16 protein-coding genes and 1 pseudogene are annotated in these 25,757 nt (G+C 57.6%); 7 read left to right on the top strand and 10 right to left on the bottom strand.

Annotation, left to right across the window (positions count from 1 at the left end; all coding sequences use genetic code 11):
• Positions 1-31 precede the first annotated feature (31 nt).
• Positions 32-817 (top strand): c-type cytochrome, encoded by a 786-nt coding sequence (locus tag AB6729_RS10970; RefSeq protein ID WP_371081658.1) that lies wholly within the window; start codon positions 32-34, stop codon positions 815-817.
• On the top strand, positions 783-2,384 hold the full coding sequence (locus AB6729_RS10975; RefSeq protein ID WP_371081659.1) for an acido-empty-quinoprotein group A: 1,602 nt from the start codon (positions 783-785) through the stop codon (positions 2,382-2,384). Before AB6729_RS10970 ends, AB6729_RS10975 begins: the two co-directional genes overlap by 35 nt.
• Positions 2,385-2,514: 130 nt before the next feature.
• Here AB6729_RS10975 and AB6729_RS10980 read toward each other — a convergent pair whose 3' ends face one another.
• Both AB6729_RS10980 and AB6729_RS10985 read right to left on the bottom strand, forming a co-directional pair.
• A complete protein-coding gene (locus AB6729_RS10980) occupies positions 2,515-3,507 on the bottom strand; it encodes a transaldolase (protein WP_371081660.1) in 993 nt (330 codons plus the stop codon).
• Positions 3,508-3,785: 278 nt separating this feature from the next.
• Positions 3,786-4,829 (bottom strand): hypothetical protein, encoded by a 1,044-nt coding sequence (locus AB6729_RS10985; RefSeq protein ID WP_371081661.1) that lies wholly within the window; start codon positions 4,827-4,829, stop codon positions 3,786-3,788.
• Between the two features lie 149 nt (positions 4,830-4,978).
• Between AB6729_RS10985 and AB6729_RS10990 the strand changes: the two genes are divergently transcribed.
• Complete coding sequence (locus AB6729_RS10990) at positions 4,979-5,758, top strand: helix-turn-helix domain-containing protein (RefSeq protein WP_371081662.1); 780 nt, start codon at positions 4,979-4,981, stop codon at positions 5,756-5,758.
• On the opposite strand, the gene AB6729_RS10995 is transcribed toward AB6729_RS10990, so the two are convergent.
• Positions 5,743-6,255 carry a 5'-3'-deoxyribonucleotidase gene (locus AB6729_RS10995; protein ID WP_371081663.1) on the bottom strand — a complete coding sequence of 171 codons (513 nt, stop codon included), beginning with the start codon at positions 6,253-6,255 and terminating at the stop codon, positions 5,743-5,745. The two genes, AB6729_RS10990 and AB6729_RS10995, sit on opposite strands and share 16 nt — an antisense overlap.
• A gap of 134 nt (positions 6,256-6,389) precedes the next feature.
• Here AB6729_RS10995 and AB6729_RS11000 point away from each other — a divergent pair, with 134 nt between their 5' ends.
• Positions 6,390-8,048: a DHA2 family efflux MFS transporter permease subunit gene (locus tag AB6729_RS11000; protein WP_371081664.1), complete on the top strand. Its 1,659-nt coding sequence runs from the start codon at positions 6,390-6,392 to the stop codon at positions 8,046-8,048.
• A 365-nt stretch (positions 8,049-8,413) separates the two neighbouring features.
• On the opposite strand, the gene AB6729_RS11005 is transcribed toward AB6729_RS11000, so the two are convergent.
• From AB6729_RS11005 to lepA, 6 genes and pseudogenes are all read right to left on the bottom strand, one after another.
• A complete protein-coding gene (locus AB6729_RS11005; RefSeq protein WP_371081665.1) occupies positions 8,414-8,821 on the bottom strand; it encodes a very short patch repair endonuclease in 408 nt (135 codons plus the stop codon).
• Positions 8,822-8,827: 6 nt separating this feature from the next.
• Positions 8,828-9,730, bottom strand: a complete 903-nt coding sequence (locus AB6729_RS11010; protein ID WP_371081666.1) for an NgoMIV family type II restriction endonuclease — start codon at positions 9,728-9,730, stop codon at positions 8,828-8,830.
• Positions 9,727-10,722 (bottom strand): DNA cytosine methyltransferase, encoded by a 996-nt coding sequence (locus AB6729_RS11015; protein ID WP_371081667.1) that lies wholly within the window; start codon positions 10,720-10,722, stop codon positions 9,727-9,729. Before AB6729_RS11015 ends, AB6729_RS11010 begins: the two co-directional genes overlap by 4 nt.
• Positions 10,723-10,827: 105 nt before the next feature.
• Entirely contained in the window at positions 10,828-11,169 is a 342-nt protein-coding gene (locus tag AB6729_RS11020) for a hypothetical protein (protein ID WP_371081668.1), read from the bottom strand.
• A gap of 17 nt (positions 11,170-11,186) precedes the next feature.
• Positions 11,187-11,328 (bottom strand): annotated as a pseudogene (locus tag AB6729_RS11025) (hypothetical protein); the annotation flags it as partial.
• A 314-nt stretch (positions 11,329-11,642) separates the two neighbouring features.
• Positions 11,643-13,442: a translation elongation factor 4 gene (gene lepA, locus AB6729_RS11030; RefSeq protein WP_371081669.1), complete on the bottom strand. Its 1,800-nt coding sequence runs from the start codon at positions 13,440-13,442 to the stop codon at positions 11,643-11,645.
• Between the two features lie 848 nt (positions 13,443-14,290).
• On the opposite strand from lepA, the gene AB6729_RS11035 reads away from it, so the two are divergent.
• Together AB6729_RS11035 and AB6729_RS11040 are read left to right on the top strand one after the other, a co-directional pair.
• Positions 14,291-17,704, top strand: coding sequence for a carboxypeptidase regulatory-like domain-containing protein (locus tag AB6729_RS11035; protein WP_371081670.1), 3,414 nt, complete (start codon positions 14,291-14,293; stop codon positions 17,702-17,704).
• A 445-nt stretch (positions 17,705-18,149) separates the two neighbouring features.
• A complete protein-coding gene (locus tag AB6729_RS11040) occupies positions 18,150-20,456 on the top strand; it encodes a GH92 family glycosyl hydrolase (protein WP_371081671.1) in 2,307 nt (768 codons plus the stop codon).
• A gap of 473 nt (positions 20,457-20,929) precedes the next feature.
• On the opposite strand, the gene AB6729_RS11045 is transcribed toward AB6729_RS11040, so the two are convergent.
• A complete protein-coding gene (locus tag AB6729_RS11045; protein WP_371081672.1) occupies positions 20,930-22,495 on the bottom strand; it encodes a VWA domain-containing protein in 1,566 nt (521 codons plus the stop codon).
• Positions 22,496-22,788: 293 nt separating this feature from the next.
• Between AB6729_RS11045 and AB6729_RS11050 the strand changes: the two genes are divergently transcribed.
• On the top strand, positions 22,789-25,749 hold the full coding sequence (locus AB6729_RS11050; RefSeq protein WP_371081673.1) for a beta strand repeat-containing protein: 2,961 nt from the start codon (positions 22,789-22,791) through the stop codon (positions 25,747-25,749).
• Positions 25,750-25,757 lie beyond the last annotated feature (8 nt).

Genomic DNA, 25,757 nt, shown 5'->3' on the forward strand with positions numbered 1-25,757 from the left:
TGACCTCTTTTTGTTACAAAGGTGGGGTCAGATGAAACGTCTTCCCTTCCTATCCGCCTCTCTGGTCCTCGGCGCGCTGCTTGCCAGTTGCTCGAAAACGCTTCCTGCGCAAGAGATTCCTATCTCCAAGCAGAACGTGCTCAAGCAGGACAACGTCATCCGCGGCCAGAAGCTCTTTGGCCAGAACTGCGCTGCGTGTCACGGGGCGAACGCCACCGGTGGGATGGGCCCAAACCTGACCATGTCCGCGCTGGTGCGCCACGATGTTGGCGGCAAAGACATTGGCACGGTGATCCATGAAGGCCGCATGGATAAAGGTATGCCCGCCTTCCCACAGATCACTGAGGAGCAGGTTTCCGACATTGCCGCGTTTCTTCACGCACGCATTGACGCCTTTACGCGCGCCTCTGCTTTGGGTGCCAGTGCATTTGCTGGTTCTCTGAATGTTGGTGATGCCAACGCGGGCAAGGCTGTCTTTGCCGCGAAATGCGCCACCTGCCACTCCGTTACGGGCGACCTGAAGGGCATTGCCACCAAACGCGATCCCGCAGAGCTGGAACAGGCAATCCTGCTGCCCAAGGCGAAGCCGGAGACGGGTTCCGTGACAGCCGCAGGAAAGAAGTACGAAGGCCGCTTCCTGCATCGCGACGGCTTTACCGTGACGCTGCAAACCGCTGATGGCGTTTCGCATACGTGGGAAACCGATCACGTGACTGTGAACGTCCCCGACCCACTGAAGGGCCATAAGGCGCTGTTGCCCACTTACACCGATAAGGAAATTCATGATGTTTTCTCGTACCTGGAAACGCTCAAGTAGCGCCGTTCTTTTCTCGTTGGCGTGCCTGACCGCAGGTGCGCAGAAGAAACCTGCGACAGCCTCGGTGGCCGCAGTGCAAAGCCTGCCCAGCGTCGGTGCGGACTGGTCGCAGTACAACGGCGATAACTCTGGCCGCCGTTACTCCACGCTGTCGCAGATAAACAGCACCAACGTGAAGAACCTGACGCTGGCGTGGACGCTGCCAACGAAGGGCCTGGCGGTCAAGGGTACGCCCGTCGTTGTGGACGGCGTGCTGTACGTCACCTCGCCCAACCATGTGTGGGCCGTGGATGCTGTCACCGGCCTGAAGCTGTGGAACTACGAACGCAAGTCGCCCGGCAACATGATTGCCAACCGCGGCGTCGCGTATCTGGATGGCAAGGTCTACTTCGGCACACCGGACGCCCACGTCATCGCGCTGGACGCGAAGACCGGCAAGGTGGTGTGGGACAAAGAAGTGGGCGATGTCACCTTTGGCTATTACATCGCCGTTGCGCCGCTCGTGGTGAAGGACAAGCTGATTGTGGGCACCAGCGGCGATGTATCCGACGTGCCACACGCGCTCTACGCCCTGGATCCTGCCAACGGCAAACAGTTGTGGAAACTGAACACCATTCCCTCCGCGGGCGAACCCGGTGCGGACACATGGCCCAGCGAAGAGGCGCGGAAACATGGCGGCGGACCGTTGTGGGTTACGGGAACCTATGACCCGGAACTGAACCTGATGTACTGGGGCACGGGCAATCCGCATCCTGTGCTGGCAGGCAACGTCCGCGAAGGCGCGAACCTGTACACCTGCACCATCCTGGCCGTTGACCCCGATACTGGCAAGATCAAGTGGTACTTCCAGCCCAGCCCGCATGACACGCGCGACTGGGACGCGGTGGAAACCAACATCCTGTTCGATGCCACCATCAACGGCAAGCCGCGCAAACTGCTCTCGCACGCCAGCCGTAATGGTTATTACTTCCTGCTGGATCGCGTAACGGGCGAGTCCCTTGTTTCCACGCCGTTTGTCCCGCTGAATTGGGCCAAAGGCGTCAATGCCAAGGGTGAGCCGATCCCCGATCCTGCCAAGGAAGAGACGCCCGGCGGCGTCCTTATCCGCGGTGTGGCTAACGGCAGCGCCAACTGGCCTCCGCCCGCATTCAGCCTGCAGACCGGCCTGTTTTACGTAAATGCGGAAGAAGGATGGTCGTACTGGTACTCCGCTCTGGATGCCAGCGGCAAGCCGGAGGATCACCAGGGAGGCTCGGGCATTTCGCTGGAGGAAAACAGCTTCCTGCTGGCGCTGGATCCGAAGACGGGCAAGGAAGTCTGGCGCAGAGACACCGGCCGCAACACCCGCAATTACAGCGGCCTGTTGACTACGGCAGGGCATCTGCTCTTCGGCGGCGATGCGTATGGCAACCTCTACGCGCTTGACCCAGCAACGGGTAAATCGTTATGGCATGCGCGTCCCGGCGGAAACCTGACCAACGGCCCCATGACCTTCGAACGCAACGGACGGCAGTACGTGGTCTTCGGCGTAGCGGATACGCTCTATACCTTTGCGCTGCCACAGTAAACGCGACAAAAGTAGAGACAGAACAAAGCGGTGGATTTCCTATGGGAATCCACCGCTTTCCTTTAGGACTGGATGAACAGAAGAGGGAGCCCGAAGGCTCCCTCTTGCATTGCGTTCGAAAGCAGTAGGGTTACGCGCCCACCGGCTCCGCAACTTCCTTCAGACGCTTTTCCAGCAGGGTTTCCAGCTCTTCCAAAGCCTTGGAGAAGCCTTCGATGCCTTCCTTCAGCTTGTCGTGCGCCATGCGGTCTTCCGCGTGCATCTTCTCGAAGGTAGCCTTGTCGATCGTGATCTTCTGGATGTCCAGCGACTTCGCCTTTTCGGCGTCCAGCTTCTTTACGAGCAGGCCTTCCTTGCTGTTCAACTCATCCAGCAGCTTCGGCGCAATGGTCAGCAGGTCAGAACCGGCCAGCTCTTCAATCTCACTGATGTTGCGGAACGAAGCGCCCATCACCTGGGTCTTGTAGCCGAACTTCTTGTAATAGTTGAAGATGGTCGTCACAGAGATGACGCCGGGGTCTTCCGCACCGGTGTAATCCTTGCCCGTGTCCTTCTTGTACCAGTCAAGGATGCGACCAACGAACGGCGAAATGAGCGTAACCTTCGCCTCAGCACACGCAATGGCCTGGTGCAAGCCGAAGAGCAGCGTCAGGTTGCAGTGAATGCCTTCCTTTTCCAGCTCCTCGGCGGCCTTAATGCCTTCCCACGTGGAAGCGATCTTGATGAGGATGCGGTCCTTGCTGACACCAGCAGCCTCATACTGCGCAATGATGTCCTTTGCCATTGCGATCGTCTTCTCCTTGTCGTAGGAGAGGCGGGCGTCGACTTCCGTAGAGACGCGCCCCGGAACGATCTTCAGGATCTCGCGGCCAAAGGCCACGGCCAGCGTCTTGAAGGCTTCGGCGGCAACGGCCTTATCGTCAGAGTTTGCGCCGGCCTTCTGCTTTGCGGCCTTCAGCACGTCGTCCACAATGTGGCTGTATTCCGGCATGTTTGCCGCAGCGGTGATCAGCGACGGGTTGGTGGTCGCGTCGGTCGGCTTGAACTTCTCCATCGACTTCATGTCGCCAGTGTCGGCCACCACGGTGGTGTACTGCTTGAGTTGGTCCAAAAGCGTCGCCATTTGCGTTCTCCTTCGAATGTCCCTGAGCAAAAAATTCGTTTCACTCTCTATTTTACGCCTGTTCCTGACTCTTATTTGGATGCCGTGCACTGGAGGATCACACTGTCTCGGCCCCGGGGTGGATGACTTTACAGACTGTCATTCTGCGCAGCTTCCGGCCCATCCGTCATCCTGGAGCGTAGCGAAGGCGAAGGAGTTTACAGACACAAGTGATGAAACAGTTTCCTTCGGCTGCGCACTATGGGATTTGCCCAGGATAACGGCGTTTAGCTGCCGGCTTAAGGAAGCGCGACGCTGACGCTCGTGCTGCGCTGTTCGCCGGTGCCATTCACCGAGGCGATCCAATACCGATAGCGATGTCCGCTGACTACTGATTTGTCTGCATAGGTAAATCCGCGCAGCGGTTCCTGCGTGAGCAACGTGGTGTTTCCGGACTCCTCGCGGTAGACACGATACCCCGTAACCCCTGCATCATTCGGCGGTTGCCACACCAGGTCAACTTCCGGCGTGGAGAGCGTGTTGGCCAGCGCCTCCAGACTTGTCGGCGGCAACGGCAGCGGCAGCTTTGCCGAGGCAGCGACGGTCACACTGGCCGAGTCGCTGTCCATCAGGAACGATTCCCCACCCAGCAACACCGTACGACGACGGAAGACGGTGTAGCGCTGTTCTTCACCAACATGGCCGCCCGTATCCAGTGTTCCGTCAGAAATTTCATGTGTTTGCTTTCCTGTGGCCACATCCGACGCAGAAAGCAGGGTGGAGCGGGCGGTGTCTTTTCCACGCGACACGCGCAGCATTACGCCGTCTTCACCCGGTTGCCACCGCACCAGAATGCCCTGGGCCACAGGTTCCGCGCGCAAACCACTGATGACTGCAGGAGCGGCTCCAGCCGCCGTCTTCACCTCAGTCCATCCCGCACCGTTCCCAGCGGAGTTCACCAGCCGCACGCGATACACCAGCGTACGTGCGTTCCCCTCTGCCAATGTCGCGGGCAGCACATCGTGATAACCACCGGGCGCACCGGCCGTTGCCGCGAGATGCGTAATGGGCGTGCAGCTGGCGCTGGTGAACGCCTCCGCACGGCAAACTTCAGCCTGCATCGCCCCGGCGCTGTGCTTCCCCGTCAGCGAAACACCATCGGTAGTACGCGTCGGATTTGTCCACGCCAGATCGACCACATTTCCCACGCGCGTTGCAGCCAGACCATGTACCGCAGCAGGTAAGTGCAACGATGGCGGACGCACCGGCCCCTGACTGGCGCAGCCGATGAGCAACGGTAGCAGCACCGCAATGGGTGCAATGGATTGTCTGTTACGGAACACGGCCTGGATCACATTCACGAGCCTAAAGTCCACTGGCAACCTTTTGCAAAGAAACACGATTTTTTTACTTCGCTGCCATGCGGACATCTTTCCGTCCAAATTCAACATCTTTTGGCTACGTAAAGTGTCGAAACAAGGGAGATCGGCTGATGGCAACATCCGGAGAAGCAAAGGACGCAATCATTACAGACGGTCCGCCTCCTCCCACAAAAACTGGTGATCCGGTAGCTGGAGAAGCCGCAGAGAGCTTCATCGCGGAAAAGAAGCTCGGCGAACGCATTAAGCAGCTTCGTCTGAAGAAAGGCATGGGCCTCGTTGAACTTGGCCGTCACACGGGCCTCAGTGCCAGCTTTCTGTCGCAGCTCGAAACGGGCCGCGTGGTGCCGACATTGCGTAACCTGGCCCGCATCTCGCTGGTGTTTTCCAAGGACCTGAGCTACTTTTTCGAACCGGAACCGAAGACGCTCTTCCGCGTGCAGCGTGGCAAGGACCGCATTCGCCTTCCGCAGAGTGGCACAGATGATCCGGCTTACTACTTTGAATCGTTAGGCTACCTAATTCCGGATCGCCAGCTTGACCCGTACTTCGCAGAGTTCCTGCCGAACGTAACGCCGCGGCGCGCGCATCAACATCCCGGCTCCGAGTTCCTGTACGTTCTGGAAGGCGAAATGGACATCACGCATGGAGAGGCCACGCACCGGTTGGAGCCGGGCGACGCCGTCTACTTCGATGCGAATACGCCGCACAGCTATGCCAATGCCGGACAGGCCCCCGCCAAGGCACTCATCGTCACGCTGCAGAGCAATGCGAGCACTTCACAGAGTGGCGGCGCACTGCCAGGTGGCAACGTAAAGAAACCGGGTCAAACGAAGGCACCACCACACATTAATCCGGATCAGGGCTTCAATCCGGATCAGGGCTTCGAATAAAAGAACTTCTCCACTGCGTTCCAGTCCTCGACGCGTGTCCATTCCTTCGCAAACTTATTATGGGGTGCGGAGAAGAGCAGCCCCTTGCCCTGAAAGGAACGCAGTTGCCGTGGGTTGTCGTCGATCAGGTAATCGGCAGACAGAATGCCCTTGTCGCCACAGAAGACGATGTGCGAAGGCCGAATAAAGGGAAAATGCTGCTCCATCCATGCGAATTTCGCTGCAAAACTCATCGGCACTTCCATCGCAGCAGAAGCAATGAAAATCTCGTGGTCACGGTTCAGCCGCTCAAGCACGCGCTGCGCATCCGGCATCAGTTCCAGATGGCGAAAGAACTCCGGCTCGCTCAGATAACCTTCCAACGCCGTATGGTGCGCATCCGGCACGCACTGCCACAGCCATTTGCCGTCCATGTCATCTATCGAAAGCTCGCAGCGGAAGTCTGCGTTATAGCGGCGGATGTGTTCCGCGACGGTGTCCGCCATGACTTCGTCCATGTCCACACAAATTCTGGCCATTCTTCGACCGTAGCATGACGCAACGGAGAAAATGAAATGCCGCATTGCACTGAAAACGGTGCATATGCAAACTCTCTGCATCCGCTGCCGGAATCCGCCATCTGAAATCGGGTATGGCTGCAACCACAATGGAAGAGTTCGGCGAGTCAGCCGAGGTGATGCACGCGGCAGAACAGCCGTGGCGACCGAAGCATAACCCCTGGCTGATTGCCCTCACAGTAACCCTGGCTACCTTCATGGAGGTGCTGGATACCTCCATCGCCAATGTGGCGCTGCCACATATCGCAGGAGGACTCGGCGCGTCGCAGGACGAAGCCACGTGGGTCATCACCAGTTACCTGGTGGCGAACGCCATCATCCTTCCGGCTTCTGCGTATCTGACCACGTTCATCGGGCGCAAGAAGTTCTACATGATCTGCGTGGTCATCTTTGGCATCTCGTCAGCCATGTGCGGACTGGCGCCTACCCTGCCTATCCTGATCCTGTTCCGGCTGATCCAGGGTGCTGGCGGCGGCGGACTTGGGCCCAGCGAGCAGGCCATTCTTGCCGATACCTTCGAGCCGAAGCAGCGAGGGCAGGCATTCGCGCTGTACGGTCTGGCCGTGGTTGCGGCTCCGGCGATTGGACCAACGCTGGGTGGATGGATCACCGACAACTATGACTGGCGATGGATCTTCTTCATCAATGTGCCGGTGGCGATCCTGTCGCTGGTCTTGACGACTCGCATGGTGGAAGATCCTCCGCACATTACCAAGGAAGTGGCTGCGAACAAGCTCAAGGGTCTGAACCTGGATTACATTGGGTTCGGTCTGCTGGCACTTGGCTTCGGGTCGCTGGAGTTTGTGCTGGATAAGGGCCAGGAAGACGACTGGTTCGGTTCGCAGATGATTACGATCTTCGCCATTGTGTGCGCGGTGTCGTTGATCAGCCTGATCGTGTGGTCGCTGTGGCGGTTGAAGAAGGGCGATAAACCCATCCTGAACCTGACACTGTTCAAGCAGCGTAGCTTTGCCGTGTCGTTCACGCTGCTGTTTGTGCTGGGCTTCTCGCTGTATGCGTCGACCGTGCTGATTCCGCAGTATGTGCAGACGTTGCTGGGTTACACGGCGGAGCTTGCGGGGCTTGTCATCTCACCGGGCGGCGTCACGATCATGCTGATGATGCCGGTTGTTGGCATCTTGATTACGCGTCTTGATCCGCGTGTGATGATCTCGTTTGGCTTTGCGCTGCTGACGTATTCGCTGTACCTGATGCACTCGCACATGAATCTTGGGTCGTCGTTCGCGGATATTATGTGGCTGCGCATTGTGCAGGCGGCTTCGCTGGCGTTCCTGTTCATTCCCATCAACACCATCGCGTACAACAACATTCCGCGTTCGCAGAACAACGATGTCAGCGGACTTTCGAATCTTGCGCGTAATGTGGGTGGGTCCGTGGGTACGGCGTTCGTGGCGACGATGTTGTCACGCCGCTCGCAGGCGCATCAGGGGTACATGATCCGCAACCTGACACCAACCAGCCAGGCCTTCAACGACCGGGTGAACAGCGTTGCCGGATTCCTGCAGGGCAGTCGCGGTCCCGGAGGTGGCAACCATGCCGATGCGATCTCCGCAGCGCAGGGCAACATCTACAACATGCTGCACAACCAGGCGTCGATGCTGGCTTATCTGGACATCATCGCGGTGCTGGCGGTGTTCACGGCCATTATGGTTCCGCTGGTGTGGATTGTGCCGAAGACCACTCACGCGGAAGGCGACGCACCCGCGCACTAAACCATCCGCAACACAATCACCACAACGAATGGCCGCTCCTTCCGGAGCGGCCATTTGCTCTTGCGCGGAACCTTCCGCAATGGGATTGGGGAGGGTACCCCCTCCCCCCTGTTTTTGCAAAATCGTCTTGCGAAAGGACTTACAGCGCTGGTGCCTGTAAGATCGCCTGCCCATGGGGGTTAGAGGCAAAATCCTCTTTCTATGGGACTTACGGCTGCGTGGCTAGTGCCGTTAAGAGCTTCTACTTCTATTGTAGCTATCCAGAGGAAATACCATGCCAACTGTATTTCCCTTTGGTTTGTTATGGATAATCCGCAGCGGCTATTGACAACAATTTTGGTTTGACGAAGCGGTGTCTTTTAATGTTATCTTCCGAGAAAATCTTCGACCTTAGAAAGTAAGCCCGGCGAGGATTCAATTTCACATTCCCAAATGATCAGCATCCGCCAACCGAGTTTTTCGAGGCTGACACTATTTGCAAGATCACGGGCTACATTCCTTTGTAACTTGGGAACCCAGTATTCCGGACGCGTTCCAGGTAGCCGACCTTCCCGGCAACCGGAATGCTGGTGCCAAAAACAGCCGTGGACAAATATCACTTTGCGGCGGCCAGGAAAGACAACATCTGGCTTTCCTGGAAGATCTGTGCGATGAAGTCTGAAGCGATAACCAGCCTTATGTAGAAGAGAACGCAGAAAAATTTCGGGCTTGCTATTCTTGCTACGAATCCGCCTCATATTCTCGCTGCGTCGCCTTGCATCGAGACTGTCCATGCTTGTTTAGATGGCAAGGTCCATCGGAAGGTCAGAAATATCCTTCAGACGCTTTCCCTCGATCATGATTCGGAGCAGGTCAGCACTTTCACTCTGCTGAAGTTCTTCGACTGCAGCTACCAGTTCTGGAAGTGCGAAATGGTAAACACAATCCACGTCACCGGTACCAAGTGCGAGTGAAGAGAGGCGGCTAGGAGTTGGCTCTCCCGTCACTACAACAACATGTGGAAGACGCCCCTTCCGGTTTCGGATGAGATTTAACGCTTCAGAACGAGCATTTTGTGCGCGGTCACTGCGCATAGTCCACTTACACGAGATGCTGGCGTGCAAGATTGGCAGTCCACCGTTGACTTCCCGCAGACTCGCGAGTCTGCAAACATCCTCATCAACCAGTTCTTTCGGGAGATTGATGTTTGCGTCGGCCTCAAGAGCCCGCACCACAACGATATCCGGCGCAATAGTGTAGTCATTTCCCAAGGCTGTTCGTAGTTCAGGGTCTTTCGCGGAGGCCCTTGCAAGTGCTGCAAGGTGACCGTACTGTTCGAAGCGAGCTAACACTGCCTGGTTGCGTGCTGTGATCTGTTCGATTGTCCAAGTGCCTGGCCGCAAATGAGCAAGTTCAGCAAATGTCGCCCTGATGTAGTTAGCAACTATCTCTTCAAACTTGCGACCGGACATCTGTCCGGCTAGACGTTCTCCCTTAATTTCAGTTCCGATCCGCTGGAGAATGCCGATGGCTATAGCAACGCTGGCACGGTTTGAGCTATCGGCATTAGCAGGAATTCCCTTTTCGTCTGTAAAGAGCACACGTTCCATCAACGCTGCATGAAATGTGCGTCTTGCTTCTGCAAAAAACGAGGGTGCTTTCTGCAGTTCGGTGGAGGAAGGGACCGGCACGATATCGCTCAACTTGCCACCTTGAAAAGCCGTCTTGCAGTAAGCGCTAAAACAACTTGCGTTGCAACTGCCTTGGCTACAGGTGGAGGGAATGCGTTGCCGACTTGTCTATAGGCATGTGTCTTTGCCCCGGCGAATTGCCATTCATCAGGGAATCCTTGAATACGTGCGGCCATGCGAACGGTTAGGCGAGGCATCCCCACAAAATCTCGTTCTGGAGCTTCCTCTGCCAAGGTGCTTCCATTTACGCCTAAGGCTGCCCATGCTCTACGGGCACGCGTCGGTCCCAGATCGGGCCCTCCGTGCTTCTTGCTTCCTCCGACCAAGGTGGGTGCGATTTCATCCGCTCCGGCTTTCCAGGCATCCATACCTTTCCACCCGTTCACTGCCATGAGGTCGTGCAGCGCCTCTCCTACAGTTTTAGGAGGCATGGTTGATGGGATTGGCCATCCAAATGAATCGAAGTAGCGTTCTTGTAATGCCACAAATACAACTCGGGGCCTTAGCTGCGGAACGCCAAAATCCGAAGAGTTCAGCAGGTGCCATCCTGTCTTGTAGCCAAGCTTTTTCAGTTCACCAGCAATATATTTTCGATAATCTGCAAAAACCGCATCGAGGATTCCACGGACGTTTTCAATCAAGACGGCCTTGGGACGAAGTTGGTCGATGATGTGGATACCCGTAGGGAAAAGGTTTCTCTCATCCTGATCACCTAACTGTTTGCCAGCCTTCGAGAATGGTGGGCATGGAAGCCCACCAGATACGATGTCGACCCCCTTGAACGCGGAGACATCCGTAAATTCCCGAAGGTCTCCTTGTATAACATTCCACTTCGGTCGGTTGAAACGTAACGTTCTGCAGGCATGCGGATCAATTTCAATGAGTCCTGCATGTTCAATGCCCGCCTGCTCGAGACCGAGTGCTTCTCCCCCTGCGCCTGCGCAGAGTTCCAAGGTTGTGAGGCCAGATTTCATTGATGCAAGTTTAGCTGTAGAACGGCTCATAAGCGGCTCGATTTTCCAAAGGTTCCGTTGAAGGAAATGGCTATCAGGTGCGAAAACGAGAGGAAGCAACTGGTTACAATTTGTAACCAGTTCGAGGGCTATTGACTAGCCTTGTTTTGCATGCTCGCGGATACGAGCAGCCTCTTCCCGTAGAAAAGTCCGCTTGCCATTGAATCTTGCCCAGACCTTCTCTTCAAGCTTTCCTCCACGACTCATCCCTCTCGCTGTCCTAGTGGAATCAAATCTCGCGAGATTATGCAGCTTCAGTGCTACGCCATTCGGATTACGGTATGTCGCGTTCAAAGCGTTTACTGGGGAAAGAGCGCGCAACTGGTCGCTCAGTGCTTGAATTTTCGGATTGGCGGCGGAGATATGTGAACTTGGAAGTTCGTGGAACAGGTCGAGCGCAAGAACGATTTCGTCTTCTCTCCAAACGGGATTACGCATAGGAATTTCAGAATAATCTACTCGCCCACTTTTAGGACGGCTAGGAAGGCTTCCTGAGGGATGTCTACTTTGCCGATTCGCTTCATGCGCTTTTTGCCCTCTTTTTTGCTTGTCGAGGAGTTTGCGCTTTCGGCTGATGCCGCCTCCGTAGCACCTAGCGGGTTCTGATCGTCGGGATGGCCAGCCGCGCGCTTCTAGGAGGCGCGGCGCGAGACATACTTGCTCCTGCTAAATGCGGTGGGCCGCGCTTGTTTTCGAGACGGGTGTTTACGGCACGGCTGAAGCCGTGCCCTTCCGAAAGAAGTTCGCGCTCGCGCGCGAATGCCCAGGTGAGCTTCGCGCACCTGGGGCACCCAGTGAATCAGTTTTTGACGTTGGATTTTGCTTCAACCAGTGACAGTTTGTCACCGGTTCAAATTCGCGAGATAGATCAAAATATTCAACCCGCTACAAGCTGTAACGGGTTGAGTGTTCTACTCGCCGACTTTTAGGACGGCGAGGAAGGCTTCCTGGGGGATGTCTACTTTGCCGATTCGTTTCATGCGCTTTTTGCCCTCTTTTTGCTTGTCGAGGAGTTTGCGCTTTCGGCTGATGTCGCCGCCGTAGCACTTGGCTAGGACGTCTTTCTTGATGGCCGATACCGTCTCGCGCGCTACGATCTTGCTGCCGATGGCGGCCTGGATGGCTACCTCAAACATCTGGCGGGGGATGAGCTCCTTCATCTTGTGGACGAGGGCTTTGCCGCGGTCGTAGGCGAAGTCGCGGTGGACGATGATGCTGAGTGCGTCGACGGGTTCGCCGGAGACGAGGATGTCCATCTTCACCATGGGGCTGGTCCAGGTGCCGGAGAGGTGATAGTCAAGTGAGGCGTAGCCGCGGCTGACGGACTTGAGGCGGTCGTAGAAGTCGAGCACGATCTCATTGAGCGGGAGCTCGTAGGTGATCATGACGCGGTTGGCGGAGACGTACTCCATGTTCTGCTGCTTGCCGCGCTTTTCTTCGACGAGCTTGAGGATGTTGCCGACGTACTCCTCGTTGGTGAGGATTTTGGCGATGATGACGGGCTCTTCGATGGAGTCAATGGTTGTGGGGTCGGGCCAGCGCGACGGGTTTTGCACTTCAAGCGTGGTGCCGCCGGTGAGGTGGACCTTGTAGCCGACGCCGGGGGCGGTGGTGATGAGGTCGAGGTTGAACTCGCGCTCGAGGCGCTCCTGAATGATCTCCATGTGGAGGAGGCCGAGGAAGCCGCAGCGGAAGCCGAAGCCGAGGGCTACCGACGATTCCGGTTCGAAGGAGAAAGACGCGTCGTTGAGCTTGAGTTTTCCCAGCGCCTCACGTAATGCTCCGTGCTCGTGGCTCTCTACCGTGTAGAGGCCGGCGAAGACCATGGACTTGATGTCTTCAAAGCCGGGGAGCATTTCGGTGGCGGGGTTGGTGGGGTCGGTGATGGTGTCGCCGACCTTGGTGTCTGCCACGTCTTTAATGGTGGCGACAAAGAAGCCGACTTCGCCCGCGCTGAGTTCGGCGATTTCAACGGGCTTGGGGGTGAGGACGCCCATGGATTCCACGTCGAAGACTTTGTTGTTGCTCATGAGCTTGATGCGCTGGCCCTTGCGGAGGCGGCCGTTGATGACGCGGGCGAGTACGATGACGCCCTTGTAGGGGTCAAACCATGAGTCGAAGATGAGCGCCTGGAGCGGCTTTTCTGCGTCGCCGGTGGGCGGCGGCATGAGCGTGACGACCGCCTCGAGAATGTCTGCCACGTTGAGGCCGGTCTTTGCGGAGACGGCGATGGCGTGATCGGCAGGGAGGCCGACGGTGGTCTCGATCATCTCCTTGGTGCGCGGGATATCCGCAGAGGGGAGGTCGATCTTGTTGATAACAGGGATAATTTCGAGGCCGTTGGAGATGGCCAGATAGGCGTTGGCGAGGGTTTGCGCTTCGACTCCCTGCGACGCGTCGACCACCAATAATGCGCCTTCGCAGGAGGCGAGGGAGCGCGAGACTTCGTAGGAGAAGTCGACGTGGCCGGGGGTGTCGATGAGGTTGAGCTGGTAGGTCTGGCCGTCGTGGGCCTGGTACATCATGCGCACGGAGTGGGCCTTGATGGTGATGCCGCGTTCACGCTCGAGGTCCATGGCGTCGAGGACCTGCGCCTGCATCTCTCGCTGCGTGAGCGAGCCGGTGAGTTCGAGGAGGCGATCAGAAAGGGTCGACTTGCCGTGGTCGATGTGCGCGATGATCGCGAAATTACGAATGAATTTGGGGTCCATGCTCACCCTTGATTCTACAGGGGCAGGCACTTCGTGCGGTTTCTCGATGCGATCTTGCAGAGACTACGAGAGGCGGCTGCGGGCCGCCTCGGGAGGTTTGGTGCTGGTGAATGCGCCTGGGTTAGTAGGCGCTGTCGTCAACCTTGGCGAAGCCTGCGACGATAGCGATGAACAAGCCAGCAGCGAAAAGCAGTGCAATGTGCATGGTACGGAAAGTCCCTTTCCTAGGCAGTGAGTGAAACCGAGTAAGCAGCAATCAAAAAACAACAGGCGTGATAGGTGGTGTGTTCTTCATTTTTCACTCCGCCGGATTGTTCACCTTAGGCTGAGTGCGTTGGATGAAAGGGTTAGGCCCCTATCGAACAGCTGCTACGGTACCTTGCACATGAGTGGAACGCGAATCCCACGGTACGGCACAGTGCATACCACTTTGGTGTCAGGTGAAGAAGCTCGGGGTGTCTTGGTGAATACGCCATTTGGGGCCGATCCGATAAAGGAATATTTTTCCAGTTTTGATGAAGTGTTGCCTTACTTCGACTGTGTTGAGGCCTGGATGGCGGAAGATTGCGTCTGGATGATGGCGAGTTGTCCGATATCGGGCCAATATGGGCGATATTCGAATCGCCATGCAGGAAGACACATCCGTAGATGGCTTTTGAGATGGCGTGAATTGTTACAGGACGGAAAATATTTCCGTATCGAATCACATCGCTTCTTTGATTAGGGTGCAAGTTACGGCTAAAAGCCGTTTGCCGTGAGCGTGAGCTGTCAGACAAACCTTGTCTGGCGAGCCCGTTTCATCCCGATCACCCTCCCCCAACGCTGTAAGGAGTGCCAATTTGAAGTCGATGTTTCGAATGCTTCCCGTCGCCCTTGTGGCGGTTTCAACCTGTAGCTACGCCCAGACCATTACCGGCAGTGTGAACGGCACCGTGACGGACGCGTCTGGTGCCGTTTTGCCGAATGCCAAGGTGACTGTCACCAATGTGCAGACCAACGTAAGCAGTTCCACCCAGAGCACGAGTACGGGTGTCTACAACATCCGCTTTCTGCAGGTGGGCCAGTACAAAGTAACCATTGAGGCGCAGGGATTTGCGCCACAGACACTGGGACCGTTCGCTCTTGAAGCAGGCCAGGACGCGAAGTTTGACGCGAAGCTGGGCGCCGAAGGTGGTACCCAGACGGTGAACGTGCAGGCGTCCCTGGTGCCGCTGCTGAATACTGAAAGCGGCGAACTGGGCACCACGCTGGACACGCATGCCATTGACAGCATTCCGCTGCAGGGCCGTAACTTCTCATCGCTGACGATCTTTACGCCGGGTGCGGTGGCGACCGATCCCACGGTTTTCACGGGTCAGAATGCCATTGAGCGCAGCAAGGATGGCGGCGCGCAGGTGTCAGTGAACGGGAACCGACAGCAGGCGAACAACTATCTGCTGGACGGCATTGAGATCAACGAGACGATCAACAACACGATTGGCTATAACCCAAGCCCGGATGCCCTGGACCAGGTGCGCACCGTGAGCAGCAACGCGCAGGCCGAGTACGGCAACGTGAACGGCGGCGATGTGATTGCGCTGCTGAAGAGCGGCACCAACAAGTTTCACGGCAGCGCGTTCTATTACGTGACGGACGACAGCTTTAACGCGAACACGTGGGTGAACGGCCTGAGCGCGACGCCAGTTCCGAAGACGAGCGAGACGAGCAACATCTTTGGTGGAACGATTGGCGGGCCGATGCTGAAGGACAAGCTGTTCTTCTTTGCGGATTATTCCGGCAACCGGTACCACAAGGGCGGCTACAGCGATGTGAACGTGGCGACAGCCCGTATGCGTGCAGGCGACTTTGGTGAAGTGCCGTTCCAGTTGTACGACGCGCAGGCTGCAGGCAAGCCGGCGTTTGTGAACAACCAATTGCCCACGACGGCGCTGAACCCTGTTGCGCGTTACCTGTTCGCGCATCCGGAACTGTATCCGCTGCCGAACCAGGCAGCGCAGGCAGGAACGATCACCACGGGTAACTATCGCGGTGTGACGAAGCAGCGCATTTACAACGACCAGTTTGACGTGAAGGTGGACTACCGCTACCGCGACAAGGACACGATGTTTGTGCGTTACAGCCAGAGCACGGCGGGCGACACGAACACGGCTCCGATTGCGCTGGCGTTCCCCACGGCTTCGACCTATCCGACGAAGGGTGTGGCGATCAATTACGTACACACGTTCACGCCGACGATCCAGAACGAGTTCCGCGCTGGCTTCTTCCGGACGGCGTGGCACCAGGGTGTGCCTACAGATACGACAGGCGTCTTTGGCGCGAATGGCAACGCCACGGTTGGCATTGCTGGCGGCAGCCCCGTTCCGGGATTTGCGGCGCAGAACATCACATCCACGGGAACCAACCTGGCGTCGAGTTCTGGCGGTGCAGCGTTTGGCAACTCCGGCATTTATTCCGACAACGTGATGAACAACTTTACCTATGGCGATAACCTGACGATCCAGAAGGGCAATCACGTTATCAAAATGGGCGCACAGTTCATCCGTTACCAACAGAACAGCCTGTACACCGGCAATGACGGCGCACAGGGCCAGATGACCTACAACGGCAACTACACCGCGAACACGGCTGTTTCCGGAGCCAGCGGCTTTGGTGTGGCGGACTTCTACCTGGACCGTGCAAGCTCCGCAGGCCGCGGAACGCTGGCAGGCCACACGGGCCAGCGCCAGTGGCGCGATGCGTGGTTTGTTCAGGATGACTGGAAGCTGATGCCCACACTGACCGTGAACCTGGGTCTGCGTTGGGAGTATGACCAGCCTATCTACGAAGTGAATAACAAGCAGGCCAACCTGAACCTGGCCACCGGTGCGATTGAACTGGCAGGGCAGAACGGCAACAGTCGCGCACTGTACAACCCAACGTGGACGAACTTTATGCCGCGTGTTGGCTTCTCGTGGAACCCGAAGCAGAAGCTTGTGGTCCGCGGTGGCTTTGGAACCACGACGTACCTGGAAGGCACGGGCGCGAACCTTCGCCTGACGATTAACCCGCCGTTCCAGACGTCGATTTCGTACACCGGCAGTGCTCCAACGACGACGGGTGCGGGTACGTACACCACGGCTGAGACTGCATTCACACAGAACTCGAATGCAACCTGCTCTTACACGACCGATCCAACGTGCAGCGCGAAGTTCCGTGCGTGGGACCCGAACCTGAAGCCCTCTACCGTAACGGAATACAGCCTGACGACGGAGTACCAGTTGAACAACTACTCGTCATTCCAGGTGGGTTATGTGGGGCAGTATGCGTACCACCTGATCCAGGCTGTGGCTGCAAACCAGTTGACCGCTCCCTGCTTTGTGAACGGATCGCTGGTGGCCTATAACTCTGCTTCCTGTTTTGCGGTGAACAAGTCTCCGTACTACCAGGTGGTGGGTCAGTCGGGCACGGTGCCGTTGACTGCATCGCAAGCGATGGCGAACTACAACGCGCTGCAGGCGACGTTCCGTCAGCGGCTGCGTGGTGGCCTGCAGTTCACAGCGAACTACGCATATGCGAAGGCACTGACGAACAGCATTGGCTTCTATGGTGTGTCGAAGGTGAACGGCGCCAGCGCGTATGCTGCGGATCCCCGCAACAACTCGCTGGAATACGGACCGAACGGCACGGACGTGCGCCACAACGTGAACTTCACGGCGACGTATGAACTGCCGTTTGGACGTGGCCGCAAGTTTGGTGGAAACATGCCGCGCCTGGTAGATGAAGTGGTTGGTGGATGGCGTGTGGCTGCCTCTGGCTTTGTGTACACGGGCTTTCCGGTCACGATTACCAGCAACAACATCAACTCTGGCGTGAACAGCAATCAACAGCGCATGGTGAAGTACCGTCCGCTGAAGATTGTGAACCGCAGCGTGCAGCACTGGTTTGGTACGGACGCTTCGGCTACACCGTGCCTTACGGCCGGCGTGGACAACGGTGTGTGTGCGTACGGTTTGCCTGCGGATGGTGTGATCAGCCCGCAGCGCCCCGGCACGGAACGTACGCCTGGCTACCAGCAGTATGACGCGTCAGTGTTCAAGGACTTCAACATCACGGAGAGCCAGAAGATCAGCTTCCGCGTGGATGCCTCGAACGTGCTGAACATTGCAAGCTACGGCAACCCGGATGGCACGGCGCAGGATGCTTCCAGCGGCACGTTTGGACGCATCAGCGACACGCGTTCCGGACCGCGTATGCTGCAGCTTTCCGCAAAGTACTCGTTCTAACTTTCCTTGCGAATGGAAACAGGCCACGCAGACAACTTCTGCGTGGCCTGTGCCTTTTTGCATGAGACATATTGTGGCAATTTGGAACTGTCGATACGCTGTTCGTTTCCTGATGCGTTGTAGAAGGTTGAGAGGAAAGCAGGTCCTTCGACTTCACTTCGTTTCGCTCAGGATGACGAACTTCGTTCGTATGAGCTTCGCTCTCGCGAAGCTAGCATAGAGCTGTGGCCGGAAAAGGCGAGCGGTTGTGGCACGTTCGAGTCTGTCGGGATTCTTCCCCTTCGACAAGCTCAGGGTCAGAATGACGGTCTTCGACTGTAGGAGCTTCGCTTGCAATTTCATCCGTCGTTGTGGCGCTTCGTGCGTAGGAGCTTCGCTGGTGGCAGACTTTGTACGTGGTTTGTCACTTGATGGCTTGGTAGGATGACGGCAGTTGGAGATGTTGATGATTACTCGCCGTAGGTTTCTGGAATCCGCTGCTGTTGCTGCCACGCTTGCTCATATGGAATCGCGCTCGTTGATGGCGCTTTCACAAAAGGCTGTTGCGAAGGATGATGTGTTGCAGTGGGTGGACCCGCGCATTGGAACGGGTGGGCATGGACACTGCTATCCGGGTGCGAGTATGCCGTTTGGTGCGGTGCAGCTTTCGCCGGATACGTACAACGATGGCTGGGACTGGAGCAGCGGTTACCACATTACCGATGACAGCATTATGGGATTCAGCCATACGCATTTAAGCGGCACGGGTGTGGGCGATCTGCTGGACTTCCTGGTGATGGCGGGGACAGGCAAAGCGAAATTGCAGCCGGGTGACCGGAAAAATCCGGAAGAGGGATATCGTTCGCGGTTTACGCACAGCACAGAGGTGACGACGCCGGGCTACTACTCCGTGATGCTGGACACGTACAAGATCAAAGCTGAGCTGACGGCGACGGAGCGTGTGGGTGTGCATCGGTACACGTTTCCCAAGAGCGATGAGGCTTATCTGATTGTGGACCTGCATCATGCGCACCTGACGAAACATGGCACCACGGTGGTGAGCAGCGAAGTGGAGCTGACCGCCGCGGATACGTTGCAGGGTGGGCATGTAACGAATGGATGGGGCAATGGGCGTCATGCTTACTTCTCCATGCAGTTCTCAAAGAAGCCTAAGAAGGTGGAGATCTTTTCAGACGATCAGCCGGTGAGCGGCAAGAGGGCTGAGGGTGTGAACCTGAAAGCGGTTCTCTACTTCCATACGAAGGCCAACGAAACGATCATCGTGAAGACGGGCATCAGCGCGGTGGATGCCGCGGGTGCTGCGAAGAACGTTGCTGCAGAAGTGAAAGGCTTTGATTTTGATGGCACGCGCATGACGGCGGCGGCGGCGTGGCGCAGGCAGTTGGGTAAGGTGCGCGCTTCGTTTATTGACGATACGCATCGCACGATCTTTTACACGTCGCTGTATCACATGAGCCTGGGGCCGGTGCTGTTTGACGATGTGGATGGCCGCTACCGTGCGATGGATAACACGGTGAAATCGCTGCCTGCGGGTGAACGGAACTACACCACGTTTTCGCTGTGGGATACGTTCCGCGCGGCGCATCCCGCTTACACGATCATTGAGCCGGAGCGTGTGCCGCAGTTTGTGAATACGTTGATCCGCATGGGAGAGGAAAGTCCTGCGGGTGCGCCGGTGTGGCCGCTGTGGGGTCGTGAGACGGAGTGCATGACGGGCTTTCACTGCTCGTCAGTCATTGCCGAGGCGCAGAAGAAGGGATTCAACGCGGATTACAAGCGTGCGTATGCGATGTTGCAGAAGGGCCGTGCGGATGATGTGCAGGGCATGACGTGGCACAAGGAGCATGGCTATATCCCGGCTGATCTTGAGGGTGAGTCGGTTTCGAAGCATGTGGAGTTCTGCTATGACGACTGGGCGATGGCGAACATTGCATCGCGGCTGGGCATGACGACGGAACGCGATGAGCGGCTGAAGATGTCAAAGGGATACCGGAACAACTGGGATGCGAGTGTTGGCTTCCTGAGGCCGAAGCTGTCGACCGGCGAATGGACCACGCCGTTTGATCCGATTGAGATGCGGCACTGGGAGAAGTGGTGGGACTACACCGAGAGCAACGCGTGGCAGACAACGTTTACGGTGCAGTGCGATCCGGGCGGCATGATCGACATGATTGGCGGCAATGCGCCGTTTGTAACGAAGCTGGATGCGCTATTCAATCAGCCGAGCACGTTACCGTCGTATGCGCCGCCGGACATTGCGGGTATGGTGGGGCAGTATGCGCATGGCAATGAGCCTTCGCACCATGTTGCGTATCTCTACGTGTATGCCGGTGCGCCGCACAAGACACAGAGCCGCGTACGCAGCCTGATGGACACGATGTACAAAGCAGAGCCGGATGGCATGCAGGGCAACGAGGATGTGGGCCAGATGTCAGCGTGGTACTTCCTGAGTGCGCTTGGTTTCTATCCTGTTGATCCAGTGAGCGGCATCTATGTGCTGGGCTCGCCGGTGACGACGGGCGCAACGCTGGATATGGGCAAGGGGCGTGTGCTGAAGATTGAAGTGCAACGCACGAATGCCTCGGATGCTTATGTGAAGGAGTTCCGCCTGAATGGAACGGTGCAGGACAAGGCGTGGTTCCGGCATAGCGATATTGCGAATGGTGGCACGCTGACGTTTGTGATGAGTGCGACGCCGAATGAGGCGCTGGGCGCGGATGTGAAGGGGATTCCGCCTTCGCAGGAGATTTAACAAAAAAGCAAGAAGAACGCGGCTCGTTTGATGCGAGCCGCGTTTTTGTTTGTTCTTTCGCTTAGTTTGTTCTTTCGCTTAGATACAAGAATGGGTTCCTGGCGCATCGTAGTGCGAGGAGAAGAATGCAGGTCCTTCAGCTACGCTTCGCTTCGTTCAGGATGACGGTCTTTCTGACCGTACGAGCTTCGCTCTGCGAAGCTGGTTGGTTTTGTGGCTGAAAGAACTGAACGTGTTGGCACGGTGAAGTGTGTGGGGATTCTTCGCGTTGCTCAGAATGACGGTCTTCGACCGTATGAGCTTTGCTTTCGCAAAGCTGGTTTGGTTTTGTGGCTGGAAACTTTCAGAGGGCTTGGCAGAATCAGAGTTCGTCGGGATTCTTCGCTTCGCTCAGAATGACCGGCTTCGATGGTTGCCTTCACTGTTGGGACGAGATGCTTTGCTTCACTATTGAGGCGAAGTGCTTTGCTTCACTATTGGGGCGAGGTGCTTTTTACCTTCGCCTGCGCTGGCTGATTCAGCTTTGCGTCGGCGGTGCCGATGCGGCCTGTGGCGGAGACGCGGACGACGAAGCGGGCGCGCACTGCTTTGGGATCGTGATCGAGGATGAAGTGCAGGTCAAGGTTGTGGTGGATCTGGCCCACGGGTGGGACGTCCTGCGCGGCCACACGGATGATGCGTGAGATGCGTTTCAGTTCCTTGTTCTTCTTGTCGAAGGTGGATGCGATCACGACGACTTCGGCGCGGCGCGGGTCGGTGTCTGTGGCGTTGGACCAGATGAGGCCATTGCCGTCGATGAAGATGTTGAAGGCGTCGGGATTTTGCGCGTCGGGTGTGAGGGTGATCGGCACACCGTCGTAGACCATGTTGCTGGAGTCTGCGGAAAGCACTTCAAAGGCAAGACGACGCGATGGATTGACGGGATTCACACGCGCCGGGGGCAGCTCGACGTAATAGCCTTCGCGGGTGATGGCTTTCAGGTTGGGGTCGTCCAGCGTGACCTTGATGCGGCGGAATTTCTTGGGGTCGGCTGATGTGGTGGTGGGACGGTAGGCGAGCGAGTAGAAGCTGCCACCATCGCGGATGCCGTCGCCGATAACGGTGTCCACATCGTTGCGGCCGTAGAAGCTGCGTCCTCCGGTGGCCACGGCGAGTTTGGTGAACTGGTAGTTGCCGCCGAAGGGATCGTTAAAGGCCGCGTCGGGGCCGTAGCCTGCGCCGGGGTCCATCTTGATACCGGCGGGGTCCACGGTATAGAGCGTGATGCGCGCATCGCGCAGTTCGTTCACGCACTGCTGCACGGCGTTGTTGACGCGGTTCTCCGTGTCGACGGGGCCGTTGATGAAGTTGTAAGCGGGAAAGCCGCGACCGATCCACACCATGTTCTTGTGGCCGGGATGACCGATGACGGCTTCGGCTACACGTGTGAGTGTGGCGAAGGCGGTGGCGAAGCGCTCGGCGACCCAACCGCCGTTATGCACCTGCCAGGGGTAGGCGGCGAAGTGATGATTCAGAGCGTTGAGGAGCGCCTGCTTGTCCTGTGTGTAGTCCTGGAGGACGGTGAAGTTGTTGAGGCTGACGGCGATCAGCATGGTGGGTGTGTCGAGTTTGTCAGGCTGTTTCTGCAGGATCTTTTTCAGCGAGTAGCGAGCGAACGCCATGTCCTCAAAACGCGTATTGAACTCGTCGAGAAGGAGGATGTTCACAGGTGCCTGCGGTGCGACGCGATCCAGCTCTGCCGTGGAGTGGATGGAAGCAGTCGCAGGAACAGCGTGCGCACCGGCTTCTTCAAAGTTGAGCAGGGTCTGCGGCTGGTCCAGTTCGGTGACATGGAAGGCCGATTTCGGCAGGCCGGTGACGATCTTATCGTTGCGATCGGTTACGACGACATCCAGAACGACGAGGCGGGCGCTGCGGTGGAGCGTGTAACTGCCATCCGCAGAACGCTGCGGTTCGACGCTAGGGGATGGCGAGGATTGAGGTTCCTGTGACCACACCGCAACGGCGAAGAGCGTTGCCAGAATGGATGCGACCGCCATTGCTACGAACCGTTGCCTCATCGCACCGCCCTTTGCGCGGACAGTATCCGACGCCCGTGACCTGTTCAGACCACATTTACAGACAGAAAGTCGCGTAAGAAACCCAAATAATCTCCTCATTTTGGGAGAAACGGAATACTCCGTTGTACTTACAACGAAAGAAATTGGCTGCGAACAGGCCGCGCTGGACTAGTCTGACACCATCACGCCTGCTGCCGCGGCCTTTTTGCCCTCACTTCTTCCCCGGCGGATCAGGCGACTGAATCACTTTGTTTTTCCCAAGGTCTCTGTACATGCGTATTGCATTGAAGTTTTTTTCTGCCAGTCTTTTTGCGCTCCTGTTGAGTGGTTGTGGAAACAGCAACGCGACAACTTCTGCTCCCAGCAATGGGAATGGATCTATCGGTGTGGGAGCGAGTATTGCTGTGACGCTGTCTGCAAGCAGTACCACGACGATTGATGCGGGGCAGACGGTTGCGCTGACTGCAGCGGTGAGCGGCGATTCGTCAAACAAAGGCGTGACGTGGAGCGTGGCCGCAGGTGCGGGCAGCGTAACCGCAACGACGGCACTGACGAATACCTACACGGCACCTACGACGGCTGTGACGAACGCCGCCGTGACCGTGGCGAGCGTGGTCGATCCCACGAAATCCGCAACGGTGAACATTACGGTAAATGCGCTGCCCGCGTTCACTTCTACGGGGCAACTGCCCCAGGGCTATGCGGGTGTTGCGTACGCCGCCGCGCTGACCTCAACGGGTGGTACGGGAGCACGTACCTATGCGTTGGTAAGCGGTGCGCTGCCAGCGGGATTGACGCTGAATGCGGCGACGGGTGTGATCGCGGGAACGCCGACGGCTTCCGGCAGTAGCACCTTTTCTCTGAGTGTGAAAGATGCAGCGGCGACTCCGGTGACCACGACAGCGAGTTTCACGCTGGGCATTTCCGCGCTGCAGATTGTGCCGCCTACGCTGACGAATACGGTGGTGGGAAGGACGTATCCCGCGACCACGCTGACGAGCGCGTATGCGCAGGGTGCCGTGACGTATGCCGTTACCGCAGGCAGTCTGCCGGCGGGCCTGACGCTTTCTGCTGCAGGTGTTCTCAGTGGTTCCGCAACGACGGCGGGCAGCAACAACTTCACCATTACAGCGACGGATGCGGCAGGACAGAAAGCCACCTACAGCAGCACGATAACCGTCGCGGACACGCTGAAACTCTCCGGCGCAACGTTGCCGACAACCACCGCCAACACAGTGTTTGCGGGCTACACGTTAGCCGCAACGGGCGGGACATCGCCGTATGTTTATCAGATTGCGGCAGGCAGCGTGTTGCCTGCGGGGATCACGTTGTCTTCCGCGGGCGTGCTTGCCGGAACGCCGACTGCGCCGGGCAGCTACAACTTCACCATCACTGCACTGGATTCCAATGGTGCGGTGACGGCGACTTCGCAGACGGCAAGCGTCACCTTTGCGCTGACGATTGCCGTGGCACCGTTGACCATTACGACGACGTCGCTGGCGAATGCAGTGCCGGGGTCGCCGTATGTGCAGACACTTGCGGTAACAGGCGGCGTGGCGCCCTATACGTTCACCGTGTCTGCAGGCGCGCTGCCTGCAGGCGTGGTGCTGAGCCAGGCCGGTGTGATCTCAGGACGTGCAGCAACCGCGGGGCCTTACAACTTCACGGCACAGGTAACGGATGCGGAAGGTACGCCGCAGCTGACGAGCCAGCCGCTGACGCTGACGGTGGCGAGTGCGCTGACGCCGGGTGTGAACAACGCCATGCTGAACGGGTCTTACGCGTTTGTCTTTCACGGTGTGGGCAATGGCGCGCTGGCGACGGGTGCGGCCAGCAGCGGCAACGTCTTTGGGACAGACATGGCAGGATCGCTGACGTTTGACGGCGCGTCGCTGGTGACGGGCGAGATTGACCAGAACAACGCGTACGCGGGGGTAAAGACGGCGGTTGCAGTGACGGGCAGCTACTCGGTGGGTGCAGACCAACGCGGCCAGATCGTCTTTACCTACGGCAGCACGACGGTGACGGCAGACCTGGTGGTTTCAAGCATTGCGAACGGTGTGGCAAGCAAGTTCCGTTTCATTGAAGCGGATGCGGATAACGCCATTGATGCGAGCCAGGTGCAGGGTTCAGGCGAGGCGCTGCGCCAGACGGCATCAGACTTCAGCCTGGCGGCCCTGACGGGCAAGTATGTGTTCCGGCTGAGCGGCGAGACGGCCAAGGCTGCGATACAGTTCGGCGCGCTGTCAGCGGCGGGCTATCTCCAGTTCAATGGAAGCGGTGTGATCGTGCGCGGATTGCAGGATGCCGTCAGCTACAACACGGCGTATCCTCAGATTTCACTGACGGGAGGCTATACCGCACCGGATAGTCACGGGCGCGGCACGTTGACGATCAGCACGGTGGGAAGCAGTTATCCGGGCGCACCCATTCGCTACGTTTACTACGTTATCAACGCGAAGCAGATCGCAATCCTGTCTATCGACCCGCACGCCGGTGCATCGCTGATGGCGGGTATGGCGTATCAGCAACAGCAATCGCTGTATAGCGCGGCTTCGCTGTCGGGAACGATCATTGCGGCGGAGTCGGCGGTGCAGGGCGGGAATGGCACTACTTCATTTCCAAATGTGCTCTCTGCCACGTTCTATGTGCTGCGGGTGACGGGCGCGGGCACGCTGTCTGCCTACAAAGCGGACAACACGGCGGGAACATCCGAGACCTTTGCGAACAACCCGATGCAGGTGAGCTACTCCGTGTCAGACAGCGGACGGGTGGCGCTGGTGAACCAGTCCGCACCGAGTGCGCAGATGCCCGTGTTCTGGCTGTATGACAATAACCTGGGCGTGGGCACCGAATTGGAAAACACCACAGGCCCCATTGGCACGCTGCAACTGGAAGGACAGACGGGCAGCAGCTTCAGCACCTCTTCTCTCTCCGGGCTGTATGCCACCAGCGTTACGCCGACGCCTGCGCCGATTGCGTTTGCCTCTGGCACCCTCAACGCAGACACGGGAACGGCGGCGACGCTGGTGGAGGATTCCACGGCGGACGGAAACATTGCCGCCGGTGTGACCACAACGCTGATCAAGGGCGTGGAAGCGAGCACCGGACGCTTTACGCTGAATGCCGATGGCGTCTTCTACAACGGCTTCATCCTCTCTCCCACGAAGCTGGTGTATTTCAGCGTGTTGCCCGGATTTACCCGGCCAGTGATTCGTGTGGCGGAAAAGTAAATTCCATC

The sequence above is a fragment of the Terriglobus sp. RCC_193 genome (assembly GCF_041355105.1).
GTDB lineage: Bacteria > Acidobacteriota > Terriglobia > Terriglobales > Acidobacteriaceae > Terriglobus.